Source organism: Sphingomonas sp. RS2018 (assembly GCF_054489605.1).
The window spans coordinates 465,454-485,313 of the sequence record NZ_JBTMWL010000002.1; the positions used below are offsets into that span (position 1 = coordinate 465,454).

21 protein-coding genes and 1 tRNA gene are annotated in these 19,860 nt (G+C 67.2%); 15 read left to right on the forward strand and 7 right to left on the reverse strand.

Annotated elements, in window-relative coordinates:
* Window positions 1-19: 19 nt before the first annotated feature.
* From ACX40P_RS07290 to ACX40P_RS07300, 3 genes are all read right to left on the reverse strand, one after another.
* Window positions 20-1,201: an acyl-CoA dehydrogenase family protein gene (locus tag ACX40P_RS07290; protein WP_459125656.1), complete on the reverse strand. Its 1,182-nt coding sequence runs from the start codon at window positions 1,199-1,201 to the stop codon at window positions 20-22.
* Between the two features lie 136 nt (window positions 1,202-1,337).
* Entirely contained in the window at window positions 1,338-3,365 is a 2,028-nt protein-coding gene (locus ACX40P_RS07295) for a 3-hydroxyacyl-CoA dehydrogenase NAD-binding domain-containing protein (protein WP_459125657.1), read from the reverse strand.
* A gap of 37 nt (window positions 3,366-3,402) precedes the next feature.
* Window positions 3,403-4,623: a serine hydrolase domain-containing protein gene (locus ACX40P_RS07300; protein ID WP_459125658.1), complete on the reverse strand. Its 1,221-nt coding sequence runs from the start codon at window positions 4,621-4,623 to the stop codon at window positions 3,403-3,405.
* 198 nt (window positions 4,624-4,821) lie between these two features.
* Here ACX40P_RS07300 and ACX40P_RS07305 point away from each other — a divergent pair, with 198 nt between their 5' ends.
* The 4 genes from ACX40P_RS07305 to ACX40P_RS07320 all read left to right on the forward strand — a co-directional run bounded on the left by ACX40P_RS07305 (window position 4,822) and on the right by ACX40P_RS07320 (window position 8,689).
* Window positions 4,822-6,525, forward strand: coding sequence for a class I adenylate-forming enzyme family protein (locus ACX40P_RS07305; protein ID WP_459126031.1), 1,704 nt, complete (start codon window positions 4,822-4,824; stop codon window positions 6,523-6,525).
* A 44-nt stretch (window positions 6,526-6,569) separates the two neighbouring features.
* Window positions 6,570-7,346 carry a Crp/Fnr family transcriptional regulator gene (locus ACX40P_RS07310; protein ID WP_459125659.1) on the forward strand — a complete coding sequence of 259 codons (777 nt, stop codon included), beginning with the start codon at window positions 6,570-6,572 and terminating at the stop codon, window positions 7,344-7,346.
* Between the two features lie 25 nt (window positions 7,347-7,371).
* Complete coding sequence (locus ACX40P_RS07315; RefSeq protein ID WP_459125660.1) at window positions 7,372-8,547, forward strand: AI-2E family transporter; 1,176 nt, start codon at window positions 7,372-7,374, stop codon at window positions 8,545-8,547.
* Between the two features lie 65 nt (window positions 8,548-8,612).
* A tRNA-Asp gene (locus ACX40P_RS07320) sits at window positions 8,613-8,689 on the forward strand.
* 255 nt (window positions 8,690-8,944) lie between these two features.
* Here the strand turns inward: ACX40P_RS07320 and ACX40P_RS07325 are convergent.
* From ACX40P_RS07325 to ACX40P_RS07340, 4 genes are all read right to left on the reverse strand, one after another.
* The gene (locus ACX40P_RS07325) at window positions 8,945-9,160 is read right to left on the reverse strand and encodes a DUF2842 domain-containing protein (RefSeq protein ID WP_459125661.1); all 216 of its coding nucleotides are present in this window, start codon (window positions 9,158-9,160) and stop codon (window positions 8,945-8,947) included.
* Window positions 9,157-9,702, reverse strand: coding sequence for a 5-formyltetrahydrofolate cyclo-ligase (locus ACX40P_RS07330; RefSeq protein WP_459125662.1), 546 nt, complete (start codon window positions 9,700-9,702; stop codon window positions 9,157-9,159). Before ACX40P_RS07330 ends, ACX40P_RS07325 begins: the two co-directional genes overlap by 4 nt.
* Window positions 9,703-9,891: 189 nt before the next feature.
* The gene (locus ACX40P_RS07335; protein ID WP_459125663.1) at window positions 9,892-10,194 is read right to left on the reverse strand and encodes a cell division protein ZapA; all 303 of its coding nucleotides are present in this window, start codon (window positions 10,192-10,194) and stop codon (window positions 9,892-9,894) included.
* Window positions 10,194-10,454, reverse strand: coding sequence for a hypothetical protein (locus ACX40P_RS07340; RefSeq protein ID WP_459125664.1), 261 nt, complete (start codon window positions 10,452-10,454; stop codon window positions 10,194-10,196). The genes ACX40P_RS07335 and ACX40P_RS07340 overlap by 1 nt, the downstream gene beginning before the upstream one ends.
* Before the next feature lie 135 nt (window positions 10,455-10,589).
* Between ACX40P_RS07340 and tkt the strand changes: the two genes are divergently transcribed.
* The 11 genes from tkt (at window position 10,590) to ACX40P_RS07395 (ending at window position 19,838) form a co-directional block, all read left to right on the forward strand.
* Window positions 10,590-12,566, forward strand: coding sequence for a transketolase (gene tkt, locus ACX40P_RS07345; protein WP_459125665.1), 1,977 nt, complete (start codon window positions 10,590-10,592; stop codon window positions 12,564-12,566).
* A gap of 74 nt (window positions 12,567-12,640) precedes the next feature.
* Window positions 12,641-13,648, forward strand: a complete 1,008-nt coding sequence (gene gap, locus ACX40P_RS07350) for a type I glyceraldehyde-3-phosphate dehydrogenase (protein ID WP_459125666.1) — start codon at window positions 12,641-12,643, stop codon at window positions 13,646-13,648.
* Window positions 13,649-13,745: 97 nt separating this feature from the next.
* Window positions 13,746-14,198: an MOSC domain-containing protein gene (locus tag ACX40P_RS07355; RefSeq protein ID WP_459125667.1), complete on the forward strand. Its 453-nt coding sequence runs from the start codon at window positions 13,746-13,748 to the stop codon at window positions 14,196-14,198.
* Window positions 14,198-15,388 carry a phosphoglycerate kinase gene (locus ACX40P_RS07360; protein ID WP_459125668.1) on the forward strand — a complete coding sequence of 397 codons (1,191 nt, stop codon included), beginning with the start codon at window positions 14,198-14,200 and terminating at the stop codon, window positions 15,386-15,388. Before ACX40P_RS07355 ends, ACX40P_RS07360 begins: the two co-directional genes overlap by 1 nt.
* 44 nt (window positions 15,389-15,432) lie before the next feature.
* On the forward strand, window positions 15,433-15,669 hold the full coding sequence (gene relB / locus ACX40P_RS07365) for a type II toxin-antitoxin system RelB family antitoxin (RefSeq protein WP_459125669.1): 237 nt from the start codon (window positions 15,433-15,435) through the stop codon (window positions 15,667-15,669).
* Window positions 15,660-15,992 (forward strand): type II toxin-antitoxin system PemK/MazF family toxin, encoded by a 333-nt coding sequence (locus ACX40P_RS07370; protein ID WP_459125670.1) that lies wholly within the window; start codon window positions 15,660-15,662, stop codon window positions 15,990-15,992. The genes relB and ACX40P_RS07370 overlap by 10 nt, the downstream gene beginning before the upstream one ends.
* Before the next feature lie 17 nt (window positions 15,993-16,009).
* Entirely contained in the window at window positions 16,010-16,918 is a 909-nt protein-coding gene (locus ACX40P_RS07375) for a class I fructose-bisphosphate aldolase (protein ID WP_459125671.1), read from the forward strand.
* A 12-nt stretch (window positions 16,919-16,930) separates the two neighbouring features.
* Window positions 16,931-17,428 carry a hypothetical protein gene (locus tag ACX40P_RS07380; protein ID WP_459125672.1) on the forward strand — a complete coding sequence of 166 codons (498 nt, stop codon included), beginning with the start codon at window positions 16,931-16,933 and terminating at the stop codon, window positions 17,426-17,428.
* Window positions 17,425-18,123 carry a thiamine phosphate synthase gene (gene thiE / locus ACX40P_RS07385; RefSeq protein WP_459125673.1) on the forward strand — a complete coding sequence of 233 codons (699 nt, stop codon included), beginning with the start codon at window positions 17,425-17,427 and terminating at the stop codon, window positions 18,121-18,123. The genes ACX40P_RS07380 and thiE overlap by 4 nt, the downstream gene beginning before the upstream one ends.
* Before the next feature lie 66 nt (window positions 18,124-18,189).
* Window positions 18,190-19,191: a L,D-transpeptidase family protein gene (locus tag ACX40P_RS07390; protein ID WP_459125674.1), complete on the forward strand. Its 1,002-nt coding sequence runs from the start codon at window positions 18,190-18,192 to the stop codon at window positions 19,189-19,191.
* The gene (locus ACX40P_RS07395) at window positions 19,188-19,838 is read left to right on the forward strand and encodes a M23 family metallopeptidase (RefSeq protein ID WP_459125675.1); all 651 of its coding nucleotides are present in this window, start codon (window positions 19,188-19,190) and stop codon (window positions 19,836-19,838) included. Before ACX40P_RS07390 ends, ACX40P_RS07395 begins: the two co-directional genes overlap by 4 nt.
* Window positions 19,839-19,860 lie beyond the last annotated feature (22 nt).

Genomic DNA, 19,860 nt, shown 5'->3' on the forward strand with positions numbered 1-19,860 from the left:
TGCGCGGGAGCATGGTGCGTCAGGCCGGTAGGTCCAGGATCCGCTTGGCGATGATGTTGAGCTGGATCTCGCTCGTCCCGCCCTCGATCGAATTGGCCTTGGTGCGCAGCCACGTCCGCGCCGCGGCACCGCCGCGCGAGGCGTTGCTTTCCCATTCCAGCGCGTCCGACCCGCCGCTCGCCATCACCAGTTCGTGGCGGGCTTTGTTCAGTTCGGTGCCATAATATTTCATCATGCTCGGCTGGGCAGGGTGGGCCTGACCCGCCTTCAGTTCGTCAATGAACTTCTCCGACATCGCACCGAACGCCTTCGCGCGGACCTCGAACAGCGCGATCTGTGCGCGCAGCAGCGGGTCGGCGAGGCGGCCGTCGTGATCCAGCCCAATTGTCGCGATCGCGCCGTCGACCAGAGGATTGCCGTGTGCGGCGAGGCCCATGCCCGAGATCATCTCGCGCTCGTGACCGAGCAGGTACTTCGCGACGTCCCAGCCCTTGTTGAGCTGGTGAACGAGGTTCTCCTTCGGCACCTTCACATCGTCGAAGAAGGTCTCGCAGAACGGCGAATTGCCGCTGATGAGCAGGATGGGCTTCGTCGACACGCCCTCGCTCGCCATATCGAACAGCAGGAAGCTGATGCCGCCCTGCTTGGTCGTCTTGTCGGTGCGGACGAGGCAGAAGATCCAGTCGGCCTGATCGGCATAGCTGGTCCACACCTTCTGCCCGTTGACGAGGAAATGGTCGCCCTTGTCCTCGGCCGATGTGGCGAGCCCGGCGAGATCGGAGCCGGCATTGGGTTCGCTATAGCCCTGACACCAGCGGATTTCGCCGCGCGCGATCTTGGTCAGGTGATCGAGCTTCTGCTCCTCCGTGCCGTACTTTAGCAGTGCGGGCCCGAGCATAGAGATGCCGAAGCTGTTGAGCGGATTGCGGCAACGCAGCCGCGCCATCTCTTCGCGCAGCACCTTCGTCTCCGCCGGCGACAGCCCGCCGCCGCCATAGGCCTTCGGCCAGTCCGGCACCGTCCAGCCCTTTGCGGCCATGCGGTTCATCCACAGCTTCTGGTCGGGCGACAGCTTCGACTGGTCGCGCCCGCCCCAGCAGGCGTCCTTCTCGCTGCGCATCGGCTCACGCATGGCGGGCGGGCAGTTCTCCTCCAGCCAGGCGCGGGTTTCGGTGCGGAAGGTGTCGAGCGTGTCCGTCATTTCTCTCTCCTGTCCTTCTCCCGCGTGGCGGGAGAAGAGCGAGACTTGGCAGCTTTGCTGCCTTCGTCGCAGCGGTGAGGGACTGGCGGCCAGACCCTCACCCCGACCCTCTCCCGCACGCGGGAGAAGGAGCAGTTCAGTTAAATCGCTCGCCCTTCTCCGCCTTCTCGCGCAGCAGTGGGGCGACCTCCATGCCGTGCTTTTCCAAGCCGGCCACGATCGTCTTCAGGCCGACCGTGTCGGCCCAGAACATCGGCCCGCCGCGATACGGGGGCCAGCCGTAGCCGTAGATCCACACGACATCGATGTCCGACGCGCGCTGCGCCTTGCCCTCGGCCAGGATTTTCGCACCCTCGTTCACCATCGGGTACAGCGTGCGCTCGACGATCTCTTGATCGGTGACTTCGTGCTGGGCGGCGCCCGTTTTCTTGCGGAAATCGTCGATGATCTCGGCGACGCGCGGGCTGTTCGAGGGGGTGCGCTTCTCGTCATAGTCGTAGAAGCCCGCCTTGGTCTTCTGGCCCCAGCGGTTCTCGGCGGCGAGCGCGTCGCGGATGCTCTCGATCCGGGTCGGGTCGCGGTGCCAGCCGATGTCGACGCCGGCGAGGTCGCTCATCTGAAACGGGCCCATCGGCATGCCGAATTCGACATGGACGCGATCGACCTGCTCGGGCGTCGCGCCCTCCATCAACAGGTTCATCGCCTCGATCTGGCGCGGCATCAGCATGCGGTTGCCGATGAAGCCGTGGCAGACACCGGCGACGACCGCGACCTTCTTGATCTTCTTGGCGATGTCCATGACCGTCGCCAGCACGTCGCCCGCGGTCTTGTCGCCGCGCACGACCTCCAGCAACTTCATGACGTTGGCCGGCGAGAAGAAATGCATGCCCAGCACGTCCTGCGGTCGGCTGGTGGCCGCAGCGATCTCGTTCACGTCGAGATAGCTGGTGTTCGACGCCAGGATCGCGCCCTGCTTGCAGATGGTGTCGAGCTTGCCGAAGATGTCCTTCTTGACCGACATCTCCTCATAGACCGCCTCGATGACGAGATCGCAGTCCGCGAGGTCCTCCATGCTCAGCGTGCCCGTCAGCGCGCCCATGGCCGCCTCGACCTGCTCGGGCTTCATCCGGCCCTTCGCCGCCGTCGCCTCGTAATTCTTGCGGATGATACCCAGACCGCGGTCGAGCGCATCCTGCTTCATCTCGACGATCGTCACCGGAATGCCGGCCGACAGGAAGTTCATGGCGATGCCACCGCCCATCGTGCCCGCGCCGATCACGCCGACGCGCTTGATCGGGCGGCGCTGCGTATCCTCGGGCACGTCGTCGATCCGCGATGCCTTGCGCTCGGCGAAGAAGATGTGGCGCTGCGCCGCCGACTGGACGCTCATGATGAGCTTCATGAAGCCGTTGCGTTCGCGCTGGACGCCCTCGGCATAGGGCATCGACGCCGTCTGCTCGATCACGTCGATGATCTCGGCCGGCGCCTCGTACCCGCGGAAGCGGCGCGCATTCGTCTTGCGGAACGCGTCGAACACGCCCGGCTCGACCGTCACCGACTTTTCGCTGGCGCGCGGCAGCGGGCGGGTGGCCGCGACCTCTCGGGCGAAAGCGACGGCGTCGGCCAGCAGGCTGTCCTCGCCCGCCATCCGATCGAGCAGGCCGGCGTCGAGCGCCTTCTTCGCCGGCACCGGGTCGCCCTTCGCCGCCAGTTCCAGCGCGAACTCGACCCCTGCCACGCGCGGCAGGCGCTGGGTGCCACCGGCACCGGGCAGGATGCCGAGCTTCACCTCCGGCAGGCCAAGCTTCGCCGACGGGACGGCGATCCGGTAATGACACGCCAGCGCGACCTCGCAGCCGCCGCCCAGCGCCGTTCCGTGGATCGCGGCGACGACGGGCTTGTCCGCCGCCTCGATCGAATCGACCAGATTGGGCAGCGACGGCTCCTGCATCGGCTTGCCGAATTCGGTGATGTCGGCACCCGCAAAGAAGGTGCGGCCCTCGCACGCGATCACCATCGCCTGTACGGCGTCGTCGGCCAGGCCCGCTTTCACCGCCGCGTCGATGCCCTGGCGGACGGCGGCGCCGAGCGCATTCACCGGCGGGTTGTTCGAGGTGATGACGAGGACGTCGCCGTCCATGCGCGTGCTGATGGGGTCGGTCATTCTTCTCTCCTTCATGCGTCGCCTGCGCGGCGCATCGTCAGTTCAGGGCCGCGTAGATCATTGTCTTGAGTTCGCGGCGGATGGGATAGAGGTTGCTGGGGCTGACCTGGGTCATGAAGATCATGATGATCCGCTCGACCGGGTCGATGAAGAACGCGGTCGAGAACAGCCCGCCCCAGTAATATTCGCCGACCGATCCGGGGATCAGCGTGGGCGGCACGTCGATCGTGACCGCGAAGCCGAGGCCGAAGCCGACGCCCGCGTTGGTGGCCTCTGAGAACATCGACCGGCTCATGCTGGCCAGGTCGGCGCCGCCGGGCAGGTGATTGGTGGTCATCAGCGCGACGGTCTTGCGCGACAGGATGCGCACGCCGTCCAGCGTACCGCCGTCCAGCAGCATGCGACAGAAGCGATGATAGTCGAGCGCGGTCGACACCAGCCCGCCGCCGCCCGACGCCTGCGTCGGCTCGCGACTCCAGGCCGACGCCGCGCCGGCGTCGTACATCACGCGCCCCTTGCCGGGTGCGAAGGCGTAGCAGTCCGCCAGCCGGTCGGTCTTGTCGGCCGGTACGGAGAAGCCGGTGTCGTCCATGCCGAGCGGCGCGAAGATGCGCGTTCGGAACACCTCGCCCAGCGGCATGCCGGTGAGGCGCTGCACCACTAGCCCGAGAATATCGGTCGCCACCGAGTAGTTCCACGCCTCGCCCGGCGAGAATTCGAGCGGCAATTGCCCGAGCGCCGCAGCGAGCCCGTCCAGATCGAGATTGCCGTGCCACGTCTCCAGCCGGCCTTCGCGATAGGCTGCGTCGACGTTGGAACGGTTCTGGAAGCCATAGGTCAGGCCGGCGGTATGGCGCAGCAAGTCGATCATGCGCATCGGCGCGGCAGTCGCCCTCATGCGGAAGGGTACACCGGCACCGCCGCCGTCATAGACGCCCAGCCCGGCGAATTCGGGGATGACATGATGGACCGGCGTGTCGAGCGCGACGCGTCCTTCCTCGACCAGTTGCATGAACGCGACCGAGGTCACCGGCTTCGTCATGCTGGCGATACGGAAGATCGTCGTCGCATCGACCGCCGGGCCGCCGTCGCGCGCGCTGCCCAACGAGGAGAAATGAACGAGGGCATCGCCGCGACCGATCAGCAGCTGCGCGTTGGGCAGCTTGTTCGTGTCGAGATAGTTCGCCTGCAGGAAGGCATCGATCCGCGCCAGCCGACCACCGTCGAAGCCGTGATCGCCGGGCTCCGCGATAATCATCTGTGCTCCATACCCCTGTTTCAAAACATCGCTGGTGGCGCCATTTCGCCGGTGGCACTCTATCGCCTTGAGTGCGGCGCGAATCAACCGTAAACCGCACCCCGGCACGGTTTTCCGCGCCCAAACCGAATATTCTATCCCGGAGAGTATGCCTTGGCCGAAGAACCGCTGATCGCCCTCGATCCGTCCTGGCCGCGCATGTCGGTGGCCGACGTCGAGCGGCTGCTGTGTGCACCCGGCCAGCGGTTCGAGATGGAGACGGTCGACATCGCCGGCGTGCCGACGCGGACATGGAAGAATGCGCCGCCCAGCCTCGCCGCGCTGATCCGGCTCGGGCGCATGCATGGCGATCGCCTGTTCACGATCCACGAGGATCAGCGCATCAGCTATGAGGCGACCTATCGCGCCGTCGCCGCGCTCGCGGCGCAGATGGCGGCAATGGGGGTGGGGAAGGGCGATCGCGTCGCGCTGGCGATGCGCAACCTGCCCGAATGGCCGGTCGTGTTTTTCGCCACCGTCAGCCTAGGCGCGATCATTGTGCCGCTGAATGCCTGGTGGACCGCGCACGAGCTGGACTACGGCATCGCCGATTCGGGCGCGAAGCTGCTGTTCGTCGATGGCGAGCGACATGCGCGGCTGGCGGGGCGTTATCCGACGGGTGGTACGCTGGAACGCGTGATCGTCGCGCGTGCCAAGGCACCGCTCGACGGCGGTGCGACGGCGCTGGAGGCGCTGATCGGCGCGCCCGAAAGCTGGTCGTCGATGGACGAGGTGCCGTTCCCGGATGTCGCCATCGCGCCCGACGATGACGCCACCATTTTCTACACCAGCGGCACCACCGGCGCACCGAAAGGCGCGCTTGGCACGCATCGGAACTTCGTTACCAACATACTGTCGTCGGGCTATACCGGCGCGCGCACCTATCTGCGTCGCGGCGAAATGCCGCCCGAGCCCGAGCCCAAGGTCGGCCTGCTCGTCATTCCACTGTTCCATGTCACCGCCTGTTCGGCGACGATGATGGGCGCGATCGCGACCGGCAGTACGCTCGTCTTCCTGCGCAAATGGGACACGGTGACCGCGATGGAGGTGATCGAGCGCGAGCGCGTGACGCTGACCGGCGGCGTGCCGACCATCGCGTGGCAGCTGCTCGAACATCCCGACCGCGCGAACTACGACCTCTCCAGCCTCGAATCGATCGCCTATGGCGGCGCACCGGCCGCGCCCGAACTGGTGCGGCGCATCCATGCCGAATTCGGTGCGCTGCCGGGCAATGGCTGGGGCATGACCGAAACGACCGCGACGGTGACGCAGCACGGCGCGGAGGACTATCTGAATCGCCCGACCAGCTGTGGCCCGCCCGTCGCCGTGGCCGACCTGAAGATTGTCGATCCCGAAGGCACGGCCGAACTGCCCATTGGCGCGGTCGGCGAGCTGTGGGCGCGCGGACCGATGATCGTGAAAGGCTATTGGCACAAGCCCGAAGCGACCGCCGCCACCTTCGTCGACGGCTGGGTCCGCACCGGCGATCTCGCCCGACTGGACGACGAGGGCTTCTGCTACATCGTCGACCGGGCGAAGGACATCGTCATCCGCGGCGGCGAGAATATCTATTCGAGCGAGGTCGAGGACGTGCTCTACGCCCACCCGGCCGTCACCGACTGTGCGCTGGTCGGCGTGCCGCACCGGACGCTGGGGGAGGAGCCCGTCGCGGTCGTCCACCTGTCTCCCGGCGCTTCGGCCAGCGAAGGCGAATTGCAGGATTGGGTGCGCGAGCGGCTGGCGCCGTTCAAGGTGCCGGTCGAGATCCGTTTCTCCGACACCGTCCTCCCGCGCAATGCCAACGGAAAGATTCTGAAGACCGAACTGAAAACGCTGTTCGCGCGAAGCGATGGCGCCGACTGAATTCGCTTGTTGCGCGGACGCAACGGCACGGCCATCGTGTCGATATGGTTACGGTCGCCTCAGAATTGCTGACATCGCGTTTCTTGATGGGGCGTCGTCGTCGGCAATTGCGTCCCGACGAGTTGCAGGCGCTGGAGGCGTGCATCGTCGATGTGCGCACGTTGCCGGCGCGCACCACCTTCGTCACCCGCGGCGAGCCACTGGCGTTCAGCACGCTGCTGATCGAGGGGTGGATCTCGCGTCACCGCGACACCGCGGAGGGGCAGCGCCAGGGGGTGGGGTTGCAGGTGCCCGGCGATTTCGTCGACCTCCACGGCTATCCGCTCGGCTATCTCGACCATGACCTGACGACGATCACGGCTTGTCGGATCGGTCTGGTTCCGCACGAACGGCTCAGCATCCTGATGGCGGAGCGGCCGCATCTGGTGAAGCTGCTGTGGTTTTCCACCCTGCTCGATGCGGCGATGCACCGCGAATGGATCTTCCGCATCGGTCGGATGGGCGCCGCGCCGCGGGTGGCGCATCTGATCTGCGAACTGCACGCGCGTCTGGCGATCGTCGGGCTGGCGACCGACGCTGGCTTCGACTTTCCGCTGACGCAGCAGGATTTGGGGGAAGCGTGCGGGTTGACCAACGTCCACACCAACCGCGTGCTCGCCACGCTGCGCAAACGCGGTCTCGTCTCCGTCGCGCGGCGCAGGCTCGACATCCTCGACCTGCCCGGGCTCCACGATTTCGCCGAATTCGATCCCGATTACCTGTTCCTTGAGGACGATGCGCGCCGCCATTCGGCGATAGGAAGGCGCGCCGAAGGCGGCTAGGACAGCGCGGGCCAGGAGGACTTACGTGACGGACCAGACCGATGAGACCGGAACGCCGTCACCGCCGGGCGACGATTCGCTGCGTCGCGACCGGCTGTTGGCCGGCATCTCGCTTACGCTGGGCGCGGGCCTCGTACTAGCGGTCCCCTTCGCTCTGCAGGCGGGGTCGAGCTTCTTCCTGCCGACCACCGCCGCGATCGTCATCGCCATCGCGATGGTGCCGATGCTCGAATGGATGGAGCGGCGCCGGGTGCCCGCGGGGCTTGCCGCGTTCCTTTGCGTCATCCTGTTCCTCGCCGCGGTGAACGTCGCGCTCGCCTCGATCGTCGTGCCGGCATGGCAGTGGGTGCGGCTGCTTCCCGAACGTATCGACCTGATCCAGCAGAATCTCTCGCCAGTGATCGACCTCTATTCGAACCTCGAGAGGTTCGTGAACAAGACGCTGCGCCAGATGGCCGATGCGCCGCAGCGCCAGCAGGTCGCACCGGTCGCGCCGCCGCGCTCGATCGTCGAGCTGTTCGCGACCTCGGCGCCGTCGGCGTTCATCGAGATGTTCTTCGCGATCCTCGTCATCTACTTCTTCCTCGCCGGATGGACGAAGACACGCCGTGCGGCGATCACGCGCCGCACCAGCTTCGGCGGCGCGATGGCAACAGCCCGGGTGATCCAGGACGTGGTGGACGATACGTCGGCGTACCTCGGTACGATCACGCTCATCAACGTGTCCCTCGGGCTCGTCGTCGCGGGACTGCTCTACGCCATCGGCATGCCGACTCCGCTGATGTGGGGCGGGATCGTCGCGCTGCTGAACTATGTTCCCTATTTCGGCCCGATCCTCGCCGCCGCGCTGCTGGCGCTGGGCGGGCTGATGACGTTCAGCGACATCTTCTGGGCGCTGATGCCAGCCGCGATCATGGGCGTCGCGCATATCATCGAGGCGAATGCGATCACGCCGCTGGTGGTTGGCCATCGCCTGACCATCAATCCGATCATGATCCTGATCTCGCTGAGCTTCTGGGGATGGGTGTGGGGTACGCCCGGCGCGCTGCTGGCGGTGCCGCTGCTCATCATCATCCAGACCGTGCTGAACGCCTCGGGCCGGCCGGATATCGCCGGCTTCCTGTTCGAACGCGGCACGCTGGCGTCGAGCGACGATCCCGGCGCGCGCCTGCGAATGAACCGGCGCGATCAGGACGCATAGTTTTTCGCAGATGGGTCGTTGACACCCCGGAACCGGGGCCGTAACAGCCCGGCTCCGCCAAGCAAGCGGGTGTAGCTCAGTTGGTTAGAGCGCCGGCCTGTCACGCCGGAGGTCGCGGGTTCGAGCCCCGTCACTCGCGCCACTTGGCGCCAGTCAGGAGACGCCGCAGCACAGCTGCGACGCACCTGACCGGCCGGCCGGCGGGGCGCAGCTCCCGACCGACGACGCGGCTTCGCCGCGGCGCCACCCCGGGCCAGCGTCTGTCAAAGCATCTAGCGTTAAATCCGAACCGTTCGTGCTGAGCGAAGCCGAAGCACTTTACGTAGACCTGGCCTTCGACTTTTCTCAGGCCGAACGGCAGAGAATGGGTCGGCCCCCCTTTAGCGGCGTGGCTAGCCTACCTCGGCACTCGCCACCGCCCCGTTTCCATCCACAGCAGTGCCGGGCGCAGCGGCAAAATCCACACGATCCCCGCGACCAGATAGATCGGCGCCTGCGCCAGACCTGGCAGCATGCCGATGATTCGGCTGAAACTCACCACCAGCACCACCCAAAGCGTGATGTAGACTAGGATGCCGATCATCCCGACCGGCTTGCGCCAGCTCGGCGTCATGACGTCACCAGCCCGCGCTCGGTGGCGACGGCGTGCAGCGGGACGTCCCAGTCGTCGGTGTCGAGCGACAATAGCTGTTGCATCGCCCAGGCAACACCCAGCCGCCAGGCCTCCGGATGCGCGGCGAAGGCGCGGTCGTAATGGCCAGCACCTTGCCCCAGCCGGTTGAGCGCATCGTCGAAGGCGACGAGCGGCGTCAGGATGAGGTCGGGAATCGCGACGGCGGCGTCGGCAGCGGGCTGACGCAGGCGAAACGGGCCGGGGAGCAGTGGATCACGCTCATCCCACAGCAGGAAGCGCATCGGGGCCTCGCGGCTTTCAACATGCGGCAGCGCGACGATACAGCCGGCCGCGCGCGCGGCGGCGGCGAGCGGGGAAGGGTCGGCCTCGCTTCCGACCGGAATATAGGAGGCGACGATACGCCCCGGCGCCAGCCGGTCGAGAAACGCGGCGGGCGGGGCGATCATCGCATCGCTGTCCAGCGCGAAGGCGTCGCGTTCGGCGCGCATCCGGGCGCGCAGGATCCGCTTCTCGTCGCTCATCGGGTGCGCTTTCGCAGGGCGGTGGCGGGACCGCCGTGGCCGTGTGCCGGGTTATCCACTGACGCACTGTACGTCAGGTGGGAACCATGTGCTTTGGACCAGGATCCTAGCAGGGACAGCCCCCATTGGATGATGAATAGCCTCAGGGATAATAAAGGCTCGTACCGGGCAGTGCCCGCCGCCACCTATCTAGGCGTTCGGCGCCGCTTCCTCAAGGGTCGCCGCGATCGCTTCCAGCCGTTCGGCGATGCGGGTGAGCACCGCGGGGGAGGGGCCGCCACCTGGAGCTCGCTCGGCCTCGACCAGCTCGTCTGCCAGCAACAGCGCGATATAGAGCATCTGCCGCTCGCCGCCCTGGCCGCCCGCCGCGCGATTGGCAGTGGCAGCGTGCGAATCGAGCCGTCGGCCGAGCGCCTCCAGATCCGCCTCGCCACCGTCCTGACACGCGACGAGATGCGCGCGGCCACCGATCCTGAGCGTTACCTGCGCCATTACTTCGCGTCCTCCGCGATCAGCGAATCGATGCCGCGTACCGCTTCGGTCACGCTGGCGCGCAACCGGGCGTGGCGCTCGATCAGCGCACCGTGCGACTGGTTCAGGCGGCGGGCGGCACCCTCCATTCGCGCGAAGGCGCGGTCGATGCGGTCCTGTATCGTTTCGGCCGCCGCGGTCGAAATAGGCGAGGTCGGGGAGGACGCGGTCGGGACGGGCGCGGCGTCGATCGGCGCGGATCCCGCTGTTTGATCTGTCATATCGTTCGCTTAGCACCATGTGTCGACCGGGCAAGGCGCGAACGACTTGAGGTTCGCCCGGTTGACGCGGACGGGCGACGATGCGCAAAGGCGCGCGCGGCCCACACCCGCCGCGACGATACCGCAGGAGAAGTCATGGCCGCCCCGCAAGCCCAGCTCGCCAACGCCGTCCGGGCGCTGTCGATGGACGCGGTGGAGGCCGCGAACTCCGGCCACCCCGGCATGCCGATGGGCATGGCCGACGTCGCGACCGTGCTGTTCACTCAGTACCTGAAGTACGATCCCGCCGATCCGGCTTGGCCGGACCGTGACCGCTTCATCCTGTCGGCCGGCCACGGATCGATGCTAATCTACAGCCTGCTGCACCTGACCGGCTATGCGCGGCCGACGATCGACGACATCCGCAATTTCCGCCAGCTCGGCAGCCCGTGCGCCGGCCACCCGGAGAATTTCGAGCTGCCCGGCATCGAATGCACCACCGGCCCGCTGGGGCAGGGGCTGGCGATGGGGGTCGGCATGGCGGTGGCCGAGCGGCACCTGAACGCGACCTATGGCGACGATCTGGTCGACCACCGGACCTGGGTGATCGCCGGCGACGGCTGCCTGATGGAGGGCGTGAACCATGAGGCGATCGGCCTCGCCGGGCATCTCAAGCTCGGCCGGCTGATCGTGCTGTGGGACGATAACAAGATCACGATCGACGGCGCGACGTCGCTGTCGACCAGCGAAGACATCCCGGCGCGTTATGGCGCGACCGGCTGGCACGTCGTCGAATGCGACGGCCACGACTTCGCCGACATCACGCGCGCGTTCGACGAGGCCATTGCGGAAGAGACGCGCCCGACGCTGGTCCGCTGCCGGACCACGATCGGCAAGGGCGCGCCGAACAAGGGCGGCAGCCACAAGGTCCATGGTTCGCCGCTCGGCGCGGACGAGATCGCCGCGACCCGCGTCGCGCTCGGCTGGGACACGCCCGCGTTCGAGGTGCCCGCCGACGTGCGGGACGGCTGGCTCGCCGCTGGGCGTGCCGCCGCCGCACCGCACGCCGCGTGGCAGGATCGCCTCGTAAGTCACGACGATGGCGACGAATTCACCGCGCGCATGGCCGGCGACTTCGACCTCGACGCGCTGCGCGCCTCCGCGCTCTCGCACGTCGATGGCAAGGCGGTCGCGACGCGCAAGTCGTCCGAGCTGGCGCTGGAGGGGCTGACCGCCGACTATCCCGCGCTGCTCGGCGGCTCGGCCGATCTCAGCCCGTCGAACAATACGCAGACCAAGGCGACAGGGCCGCTGACGCCAGACAATTACAGTGGCCGCTACATCCATTACGGCATCCGCGAATTTGGCATGGCCGCAGCGATGAACGGCATGGCGCTACACGGCGGCGTCGTGCCGTACGGCGGCACCTTCCTCGTCTTCTCCGACTATGCGCGGCCCGCAATCCGGCTCGCGGCGCTCCAGCAGACCCGCTCGATCTTCGTGATGACGCATGACTCGATCGGTCTCGGCGAGGATGGCCCCACGCACCAGCCGATAGAGCACGTCACCTCGCTGCGCCTGATCCCGAACCTCGACGTGTGGCGCCCGTGCGATTCGGTCGAGACGGCGGAGGCCTGGGCCTGCGCGGTCGCGCGCAAGGATGGTCCGTCGCTGCTCGCACTGACCCGCCAGAACCTGCGCCAAGTGCGTGATACAGATGGTGAAAACCTGACGGCGAAAGGCGGCTACCGCCTGCGCGCCGCAACCGCTGTGCGGCGTGTGGTACTGATCGCGACGGGCTCGGAGGTCGAGATCGCGCTCGACGTTGCCGACAGGCTGGAAGAGGCCGGCATCGGTGCCGATGTCGTGTCGATGCCCTGCTGGTCGCGCTTCGACGCGCAGCCGCAGGCGTATCGCGACGACGTGCTGCCACCGGTCGATCCGTCGCAACTGCTGCGCGTGTCGATCGAGGCGGGGACGACGATCGGCTGGGAACGCTATACGATGGTGCAGGGCCTGCGCTTCGGCATCGACCGGTTCGGCGCCTCGGCCCCCGCCGACAAGCTCTACGACTATTTCGGCCTGACCGCCGACAAGATCGCGCCGCAGGTGATGGCGGCATTGCAGGCTTGAACACCCACCACCGTTCGTGCTGAGCGCAGTCGCATGATCCGCGCAGGCGAATGGACGTTGAGGAGAGAATGAGAATGACGAAGGTAGCGATCAACGGTTTCGGCCGTATCGGACGTCTGGTGGCGCGCGCGATCCTCGAGCGGCCCGACTGCGGGCTGGAGCTGGTGACGATCAACGATCTGGCCGACGCCAAGTCGAACGCCTGGCTGTTCAGCCGCGACAGCGTCCACGGCAAGTTCCCGGGCGACGTGGCGGCCGAGGGCACCGATCTCGTCATCGACGGCAAGCGTATCGCCGTCACCGCCGAGCGCGATCCCGCCAACCTGCCGCACGGGACGCACGGCGTCGACATCGTGCTGGAATGCACCGGCTTCTTCACCGATCGTGAGAGCGCGCAGAAGCATCTCGACGGCGGCGCGAAGCGCGTGCTGATCTCCGCGCCGGCCAAGGGCGTCGACCTGACCGTCGTGTTCGGCGTCAACGACGACAAGCTGACCGGCGATCATCACATCGTCTCGAACGCCAGCTGCACGACCAACTGCCTGGCGCCGGTCGCGAAGGTGCTGAACGACAGCATCGGCATCGAGCGCGGCCTGATGACCACCGTCCACGCCTATACCAACGACCAGAAGATCCTTGACCAGATCCATCCCGACCTGCGCCGTGCGCGCGCCGCCGCGATGAACATGATCCCGACCACCACCGGCGCGGCGCGCGCGGTGGGCGAGGTGCTGCCCGAACTGAAGGGCAAGCTCGACGGTTCGGCGATCCGCGTGCCGGTGCCGGACGGCAGCCTGATCGACCTAACCTTCACGCCGAAGCGCGACACCAGCGTGGAGGAGGTCAACGGCCTGCTGAAGGCCGCGGCGGAAGGCCCGATGAAGGGCGTGCTGCACTTCTCCGACGAGCCTCTGGTGTCGATCGACATCGTCCACACGCCCTATTCGTCGACCGTCGACAGCCTCGAGACGGCGGTGCTCGACGGCAAGCTGGTGCGCGTCGTCAGCTGGTACGACAATGAATGGGGCTTCTCGAACCGCATGGTCGACACGGCCGTCGCGATGGCGAAGCTGCTGGGGTAATGCCGACCGCCTCTCATCCGTTCGTGCTGAGCGAAGTCGAAGCACCGCCCCAGGCCATGCCCTTCGACTTCGCTCAAAGCGAACGGAGCGAGAGGCGATGACCGGCACACTGGCCGGCATCGCCCGGCACGCGCGGCCAAAGGGGCCGATGGACACCCTCGGCCACGCGCTCGTCACACCAGAGGGCGGGATCGTCGGCGACTTTCGTGGCGCGATGAAGGGGCGACCCTACAAGCGCCAGGTCACGCTGATGGAGGCGGGCGACTGGGCGGCGGCGATGGCGGAGGTCGGTCACAATATCGACTGGTCGGAACGGCGCGCCAATCTGCTCGTCGCCGGGCTTGACCTGCCGCAGACGCCCGGCACCCGGCTGCGCATCGGCGAGCATGTGGTGCTGGAGATAACGCGCGAGACCGATCCGTGCGAGCGGATGGAGGCGCTGGCCGAGGGCCTGCGTGCCGCGCTGTCGCCCGACTGGCGCGGCGGGGTCTGTGCGATGGTGATAACCGGCGGCGCGATCGGCGTCGGCGACACGATAAGGATCGATTGATGACCAAGCCATTCCGTACGCTGGACGACATCGGCGACGTCACGGGCAAGCGCGTGCTGGTGCGCGAGGACCTGAACGTGCCGATGGCGGACGGCAAGGTCACCGACGATACGCGGATGCGCGCGACGCTGGCGACGGTGTGCGAGCTCGCCGACAAGGGCGCGATCGTGCTGATCCTCGCCCACTTCGGCCGACCTAAGGCGCCGTCGCCGGAGTTCTCGCTCGAACAGATCGTCGCGCCCTATGCCGAAGTGCTGGGCCGCCCCGTCCGCTACATCGATTGGGAGGGCGATGCGGACGCGGTTCGCGCGCTCAGCGACGGCGACATCGCGGTCCTGGAGAACACGCGGTTCTTCGGTGGCGAGGAGAAGAACGCGCCCGAAACGATCGACCGCTTTGCCGCGCTCGGCGATCTCTACGTCAACGACGCCTTCTCCGCCGCGCACCGCGCCCATGCCTCGACCGAGGGGCTCGCGCACCGCCTCCCCGCCTTCGCCGGCCGCGCGATGGAGGCCGAACTGGTCGCGCTCGACAAGGCGCTCGGCAATCCCGAGCACCCGGTCGCGGCCGTGGTCGGCGGCGCCAAGGTGTCGTCGAAGCTCGACGTTCTGCGTCAGATGGTGACGAAGGTCGATCATCTCATCATCGGCGGCGGCATGGCCAACACGTTCCTCGCCGCGCGTGGTGTCGATGTCGGCAAGTCGCTGTGCGAACATGATCTGGCGGAAACGGCGGAGGCGATCCTCGATGCCGCCGACGCGGCGGGCTGCACCGTCCACTTGCCGTACGACGTGGTGGTCGCGAAGGAGTTCGCCGCCAACCCGCCATCGGTGCGCACCTGCAACGTCCACCAAGTCGCGGCGGACGAGATGATCCTCGACATCGGACCGGCTGCGACCGAAGCGCTGGGCGATGTGCTCAAGAACTGTCGTACGCTCGTCTGGAACGGTCCGCTCGGCGCATTCGAGACGCCGCCGTTCGACACCGCCACCGTCGCACTGGCCCGCACCGCGGCCGCGCTGACGAAGGAAGGCGGGCTGGTCTCCGTCGCGGGCGGCGGCGATACCGTCGCCGCGCTCAACCAGGCAGGGGTGGCAGACAGCTTCACCTTCGTCTCGACCGCGGGCGGCGCGTTCCTGGAATGGATGGAGGGCAAGGACCTGCCGGGCGTCGCGGCGTTGACGCGTTGACGGCGATCACCTATGTTTAACGTGTTAAACGTAGAGGTGCCGCGATGCTCGGCGTGCGATTGGATGATGAACTCGAACGGCGCCTGACCGCCGTCGCGCGGACGCAGGGTCGCAGCAAGAGCGACATCGCGCGCGATGCCGTGCGCCGGTATGTCGAACTGCATGACGAAGCCTATCTGGCGGAGGCGCGGCGTCAGTCGCTTGCCGCGTCGCTTCGCGACGATTCGAGCGATTGGGGATTCTTCGAGGCGATCGAAGCCGAGGATGGCCAGTGGAAATAACGCGGGGGGCAATCGTCCTCGCTTCCGGCCCAGGCGAGTACACGAGCAAGCCGCGGCCGTTTCTTATCGTTCAGTCGGATGTCTTCAACCCCAGCCACGGCTCATTCAGCCTCTGTCCGATCATCTCTCACGTCGGGGCGGAAGGATTGTTCCGCGTGCTGCTGGAACCGAGCGAGCAGACCGGACTGATCGACGACAGCGAAGTACAGGTCGACAAGGTTCAGACGCTCCGTCGCAACCGTATCGTCCGCATTCTCGGGCGCGCGCCCGCAACCACCATGGAACAGGCTGACCAGGCGCTTCGGCGCTGGCTGGCCCTTTGATAACTGGAGCTCTCCCAATGACACCGACCGTAAAAGCCATCCTCGCCAACTATGAATCCGACAATCCGGGCGTAAAGGGCAACCTCGCCCGCATCCTGATGCAAGGGCGTCTGGGCGGCACTGGCAAGCTCGTCATCCTGCCGGTCGATCAGGGTTTCGAACACGGGCCCGCGCGCAGCTTCGCGGTCAACGCTCCGGCCTACGACCCGCACTATCACTATCAGATGGCGATCGACGCGGGCCTGTCGGCCTATGCTGCGCCGCTCGGCATGCTGGAGGCGGGCGCCGACACCTTCGCCGGGCAGATCCCGACGATCCTGAAGTGCAACAGCTCGAACAGTTGGTCGACCACCGCCAATCAGGCGCTGACCGGCGGCGTCGACGATGCCTTGCGCCTGGGCTGCGCGGCGATCGGCTTCACCATCTATCCGGGGTCGGACGACGTGTTCGACATGATGGAGGAGATCAAGGAGCTGTCGGCGGAGGCCAAGTCGGTCGGCATCCCGACCGTGCTCTGGTCCTATCCGCGCGGCGGCATCCTGCCCAAGTCGGGCGAACTGGCGCTCGACGTCGGCGCCTATGCCGCGCACATGGCGGCGCTGATGGGCGCGCACATCATCAAGGTGAAGCTGCCCAGCGACCATATCGAGCAGGCCGACGCGAAGAAGGCCTATGAGGGCCACGACTTCTCGAAGCAGGCCGACCGCGTCCGCCACGTAACGCAGGCGTGCTTCAACGGCCGCCGCATCGTCGTCTTCTCGGGCGGTGCGACCAAGGGCGAGGACGCGGTCTATCAGGACGCGCGCGACATCCGCGACGGCGGCGGCAACGGCTCGATCATCGGTCGCAACACCTTCCAGCGCAGCCGCGAGGACGCGCTGGCGATGCTCGACAAGCTCGTCGGCATCTACAAGGGCGAGCAATAAGCGACAGGCGCGGTGACGGCGGAGTATTCGATCGATGATCGCCGCTTCACCTACCACCGCGCCATCGCACCCATGATGTGGGTGCTGGTCGGCCTGTCGCTCGTCGAATTGCTGGTCGTCCACCTGTTCCTCGCGCACTGGTTTCCGCGCGCGGCGATGCTGCTGTCGGTAGTGACGGCCTCCGGAGTCATCTGGCTGGTGGTTGCGATCGCAGGCTTCGCGCGGCGACCGATCGAGATCGACGAGCGTGGCGTGTTGATGCGCGTCGGTATCATCCGACAGATATATCTGCCGAGATCCGCCATCGCCGGCGTGCGCCGCGCCATCGCCGGGGACGAGCATCGGTCGCAGACCGTGCTCAACCTGGCACTGATCGCCTATCCCAATGTCATCGTCGATCTGACCGCGCCCGTAGAGATGCGCCGACGTTCCATCCGCGCGGTCGCGCATCGGCTGGATGATCCGGCGGCTTTCGCCAACGCCATCGACGCGCTAGGCGCAGGCGCATGATCGACCACGACGAAGACCCCCTCGGCCCGCTCGACCCCGATTTCGCCCAGCAGTTCGCGCGGGACGAGAAAAGCGGGCATCACCGCGGCGCCTGCAAGCTCTATCTCATCTCGCCGCTCGACGTGTCGGGCGCGTTCTCGGACCGTCTGCGCCGCGCGCTGGACGCCGGGCCGGTCGCCGCCTTCCAGTTCCGCGTGAAGGGCGTGGACCAGCACGAGGCCGCGCGGCTGGCCGATCCGTTGCGTCGCATCTGCGCCGACGCCGACGTCGCCTTCATCGTCAACGACAGCATCAGCCTCGCCAAGCGGCTGGGTGCGGACGGCGTGCATCTGGGGCAGGGTGACGGCGATCCCCGCGAGGCGCGCGACGTGCTGGGACCGGACGCGCAGATCGGCGTGACCTGCCACGACAGCCGCCACCTCGCGATGGAGGCGGGGGAGGCGGGCGCCGATTATGTCGCGTTCGGCGCCTTCTATCCCACCACAACCAAGACCGTGCAGCACGTGCCCGATCCCTCGATCTTGTCGTGGTGGGGCGCGCTGTTCGAGATCCCTTCCGTGGCGATCGGCGGCATCACGCCGGCCAACGCCAAGCCGCTGGTCGCGGCCGGCGCCGACTTCCTCGCCGTGTCGAACGCGGTGTGGGGTGGGGACGAGGCGGCGGCGGTGAAGGCGCTGCTCGCCGCGATGTCATAACGGCAGGGAAACCTTCGCAGCGTCCCTCGTTTGACTCGGCAAGACCGAGTTCGAGAGGAATACTGAATGCGTAAGCGTATCGCCGCCGGCCTGTTCGCCGCATTGACCGCCACCGCCGCGCTGGCACAGCCGGCCGCGGCACCGGCGGTCACCCCGCTCGATCCTTCGGTGATGCATGTGCAGGTGATCCTCGACAAGCTGGGCTTCGGCCCCGGCGTGCTCGACGGTCGCGGCGGCCAGTCGCTGACGGCCGCGCTGCGCGGATTTCAGGAGAGCCGCGGCCTGCCGGTCACCGGCAAGACCGACGCCGCGACGCTCCGCGCGCTCTATCCGCACCGTGAGTGGCGCCCGGTGAAGGCGATCACATTGACCCCCGAGCTTCTCGCTGGACCCTATCTCAACCCGATCCCCAAGGACTATAACGATCAGGCGAAGCTGCCCTCGCTGGCCTATCGCTCCCCGCTCGAAAAGCTGGCGGAGATGTTCCACACCACGCCCGAGACGCTCGTCGCGCTCAACAGCCGAGACACGATGCTGCGCGCTGGCACGCGGATCGTCGTGCCCAACGCGCTGCCGACCTCGCGCGACTACAAGATCGAGGATCAGGCCTTCCGCGCGACGCTCGCGATGCTGAACGTCGATGCCGCCGTGCCGACCGCAGATCATATCGTCGTCGACAAGTCGGAGGGCGTGTTGAAGGTCATGGACGCCGAGGACAATCTGATCGCGCAGTTCAGTGCGACGATGGGGTCGGCGAAATTCCCGCTGCCGCTGGGCAACTGGACGATCAAGGGGGCGGCCTACAATCCCGACTGGAAGTTCGATCCCGATCTGATCGCGAACACGAAGCCGGGCGCGAAGGAAGCGGTACTCCCCCCGGGCCCGAACAACCCCGTCGGCGTTGTCTGGCTTGACCTGTCGAAGCCGCATTACGGCATCCACGGCACCGCCGAGCCGTCGCATATCGGCCGTACCGAGAGCAACGGCTGCATACGCCTCACAAACTGGGATGTCGCCCGCCTCGCACTGATGGTGAAGCCGGGCACTAAGGCCGTGTTCCGGGCGTGACGCCGGGGGCGTCCACGCGCGCCGACGCCGCCCGCCCGTCGCGCGTGCGGCGGGGACTGCGGCGCACAGGGCTGTTCGTGCTCGCCTTCGTCGCGATGCTGGTCGTGGCGGCCTTGTCGATGGTGCGCTACACCGGCAGCCGGCCAGAAGCAGCGGTGAAGGATGTCGTTGCCCGCGCTCGCGCACCCATCGGGGCTGCGCCCGCCGCGCTGGTGATCCCCGTGCAGGGCGTGGCGTCCGCCGCGATCACCGACACCTGGGGCCAATCCCGCGCCGGCGGCGCGCGCGCGCATACCGGAACCGACATCATGGCACCCGGGGGCACGCCGGTCGTCGCCGCGACGCCGGGGACGGTCGAGAAGGTGTTCGACAGCGCGGCCGGCGGCCACACACTCTACATTCGCTCGGACGATCGGCGCTGGACCTATTACTACGCGCATCTCGCCGCCTATGCGCCGGGCGTCGCGGAGGGTGCGCGCGTCGCGGCGGGTCAGCACATCGCCTTCGTTGGGGACACCGGCAATGCGGGAGCGGGCAACTACCACCTCCATTTCGGCGTTTCGCGCATGGGGCTGGGCGACCGCTGGTGGCAGGGTGAGCCGGTCAATCCCTACCCCCTGCTTGTCGGACGCGCCGCCGCGCGGTAAGGGCGCCCGCATCGGCGTTGCC

What these genes read in the sequence shown, in the direction of transcription:
- ACX40P_RS07290 (WP_459125656.1), bottom strand. Translation starts at nt 1,201, where the DNA reads ATGACGGACACGCTCGACACCTTCCGCACCGAAACCCGCGCCTGGCTG.
- ACX40P_RS07295 (WP_459125657.1), bottom strand. Translation starts at nt 3,365, where the DNA reads ATGACCGACCCCATCAGCACGCGCATGGACGGCGACGTCCTCGTCATC.
- ACX40P_RS07300 (WP_459125658.1), bottom strand. Translation starts at nt 4,623, where the DNA reads ATGATTATCGCGGAGCCCGGCGATCACGGCTTCGACGGTGGTCGGCTG.
- ACX40P_RS07305 (WP_459126031.1), top strand. Translation starts at nt 4,822, where the DNA reads ATGTCGGTGGCCGACGTCGAGCGGCTGCTGTGTGCACCCGGCCAGCGG.
- ACX40P_RS07310 (WP_459125659.1), top strand. Translation starts at nt 6,570, where the DNA reads ATGGTTACGGTCGCCTCAGAATTGCTGACATCGCGTTTCTTGATGGGG.
- ACX40P_RS07325 (WP_459125661.1), bottom strand. Translation starts at nt 9,160, where the DNA reads ATGACGCCGAGCTGGCGCAAGCCGGTCGGGATGATCGGCATCCTAGTC.
- ACX40P_RS07330 (WP_459125662.1), bottom strand. Translation starts at nt 9,702, where the DNA reads ATGAGCGACGAGAAGCGGATCCTGCGCGCCCGGATGCGCGCCGAACGC.
- ACX40P_RS07335 (WP_459125663.1), bottom strand. Translation starts at nt 10,194, where the DNA reads ATGGCGCAGGTAACGCTCAGGATCGGTGGCCGCGCGCATCTCGTCGCG.
- ACX40P_RS07340 (WP_459125664.1), bottom strand. Translation starts at nt 10,454, where the DNA reads ATGACAGATCAAACAGCGGGATCCGCGCCGATCGACGCCGCGCCCGTC.
- tkt (WP_459125665.1), top strand. Translation starts at nt 10,590, where the DNA reads ATGGCCGCCCCGCAAGCCCAGCTCGCCAACGCCGTCCGGGCGCTGTCG.
- gap (WP_459125666.1), top strand. Translation starts at nt 12,641, where the DNA reads ATGACGAAGGTAGCGATCAACGGTTTCGGCCGTATCGGACGTCTGGTG.
- ACX40P_RS07355 (WP_459125667.1), top strand. Translation starts at nt 13,746, where the DNA reads ATGACCGGCACACTGGCCGGCATCGCCCGGCACGCGCGGCCAAAGGGG.
- ACX40P_RS07360 (WP_459125668.1), top strand. Translation starts at nt 14,198, where the DNA reads ATGACCAAGCCATTCCGTACGCTGGACGACATCGGCGACGTCACGGGC.
- relB (WP_459125669.1), top strand. Translation starts at nt 15,433, where the DNA reads ATGCTCGGCGTGCGATTGGATGATGAACTCGAACGGCGCCTGACCGCC.
- ACX40P_RS07375 (WP_459125671.1), top strand. Translation starts at nt 16,010, where the DNA reads ATGACACCGACCGTAAAAGCCATCCTCGCCAACTATGAATCCGACAAT.
- thiE (WP_459125673.1), top strand. Translation starts at nt 17,425, where the DNA reads ATGATCGACCACGACGAAGACCCCCTCGGCCCGCTCGACCCCGATTTC.
- ACX40P_RS07390 (WP_459125674.1), top strand. Translation starts at nt 18,190, where the DNA reads ATGCGTAAGCGTATCGCCGCCGGCCTGTTCGCCGCATTGACCGCCACC.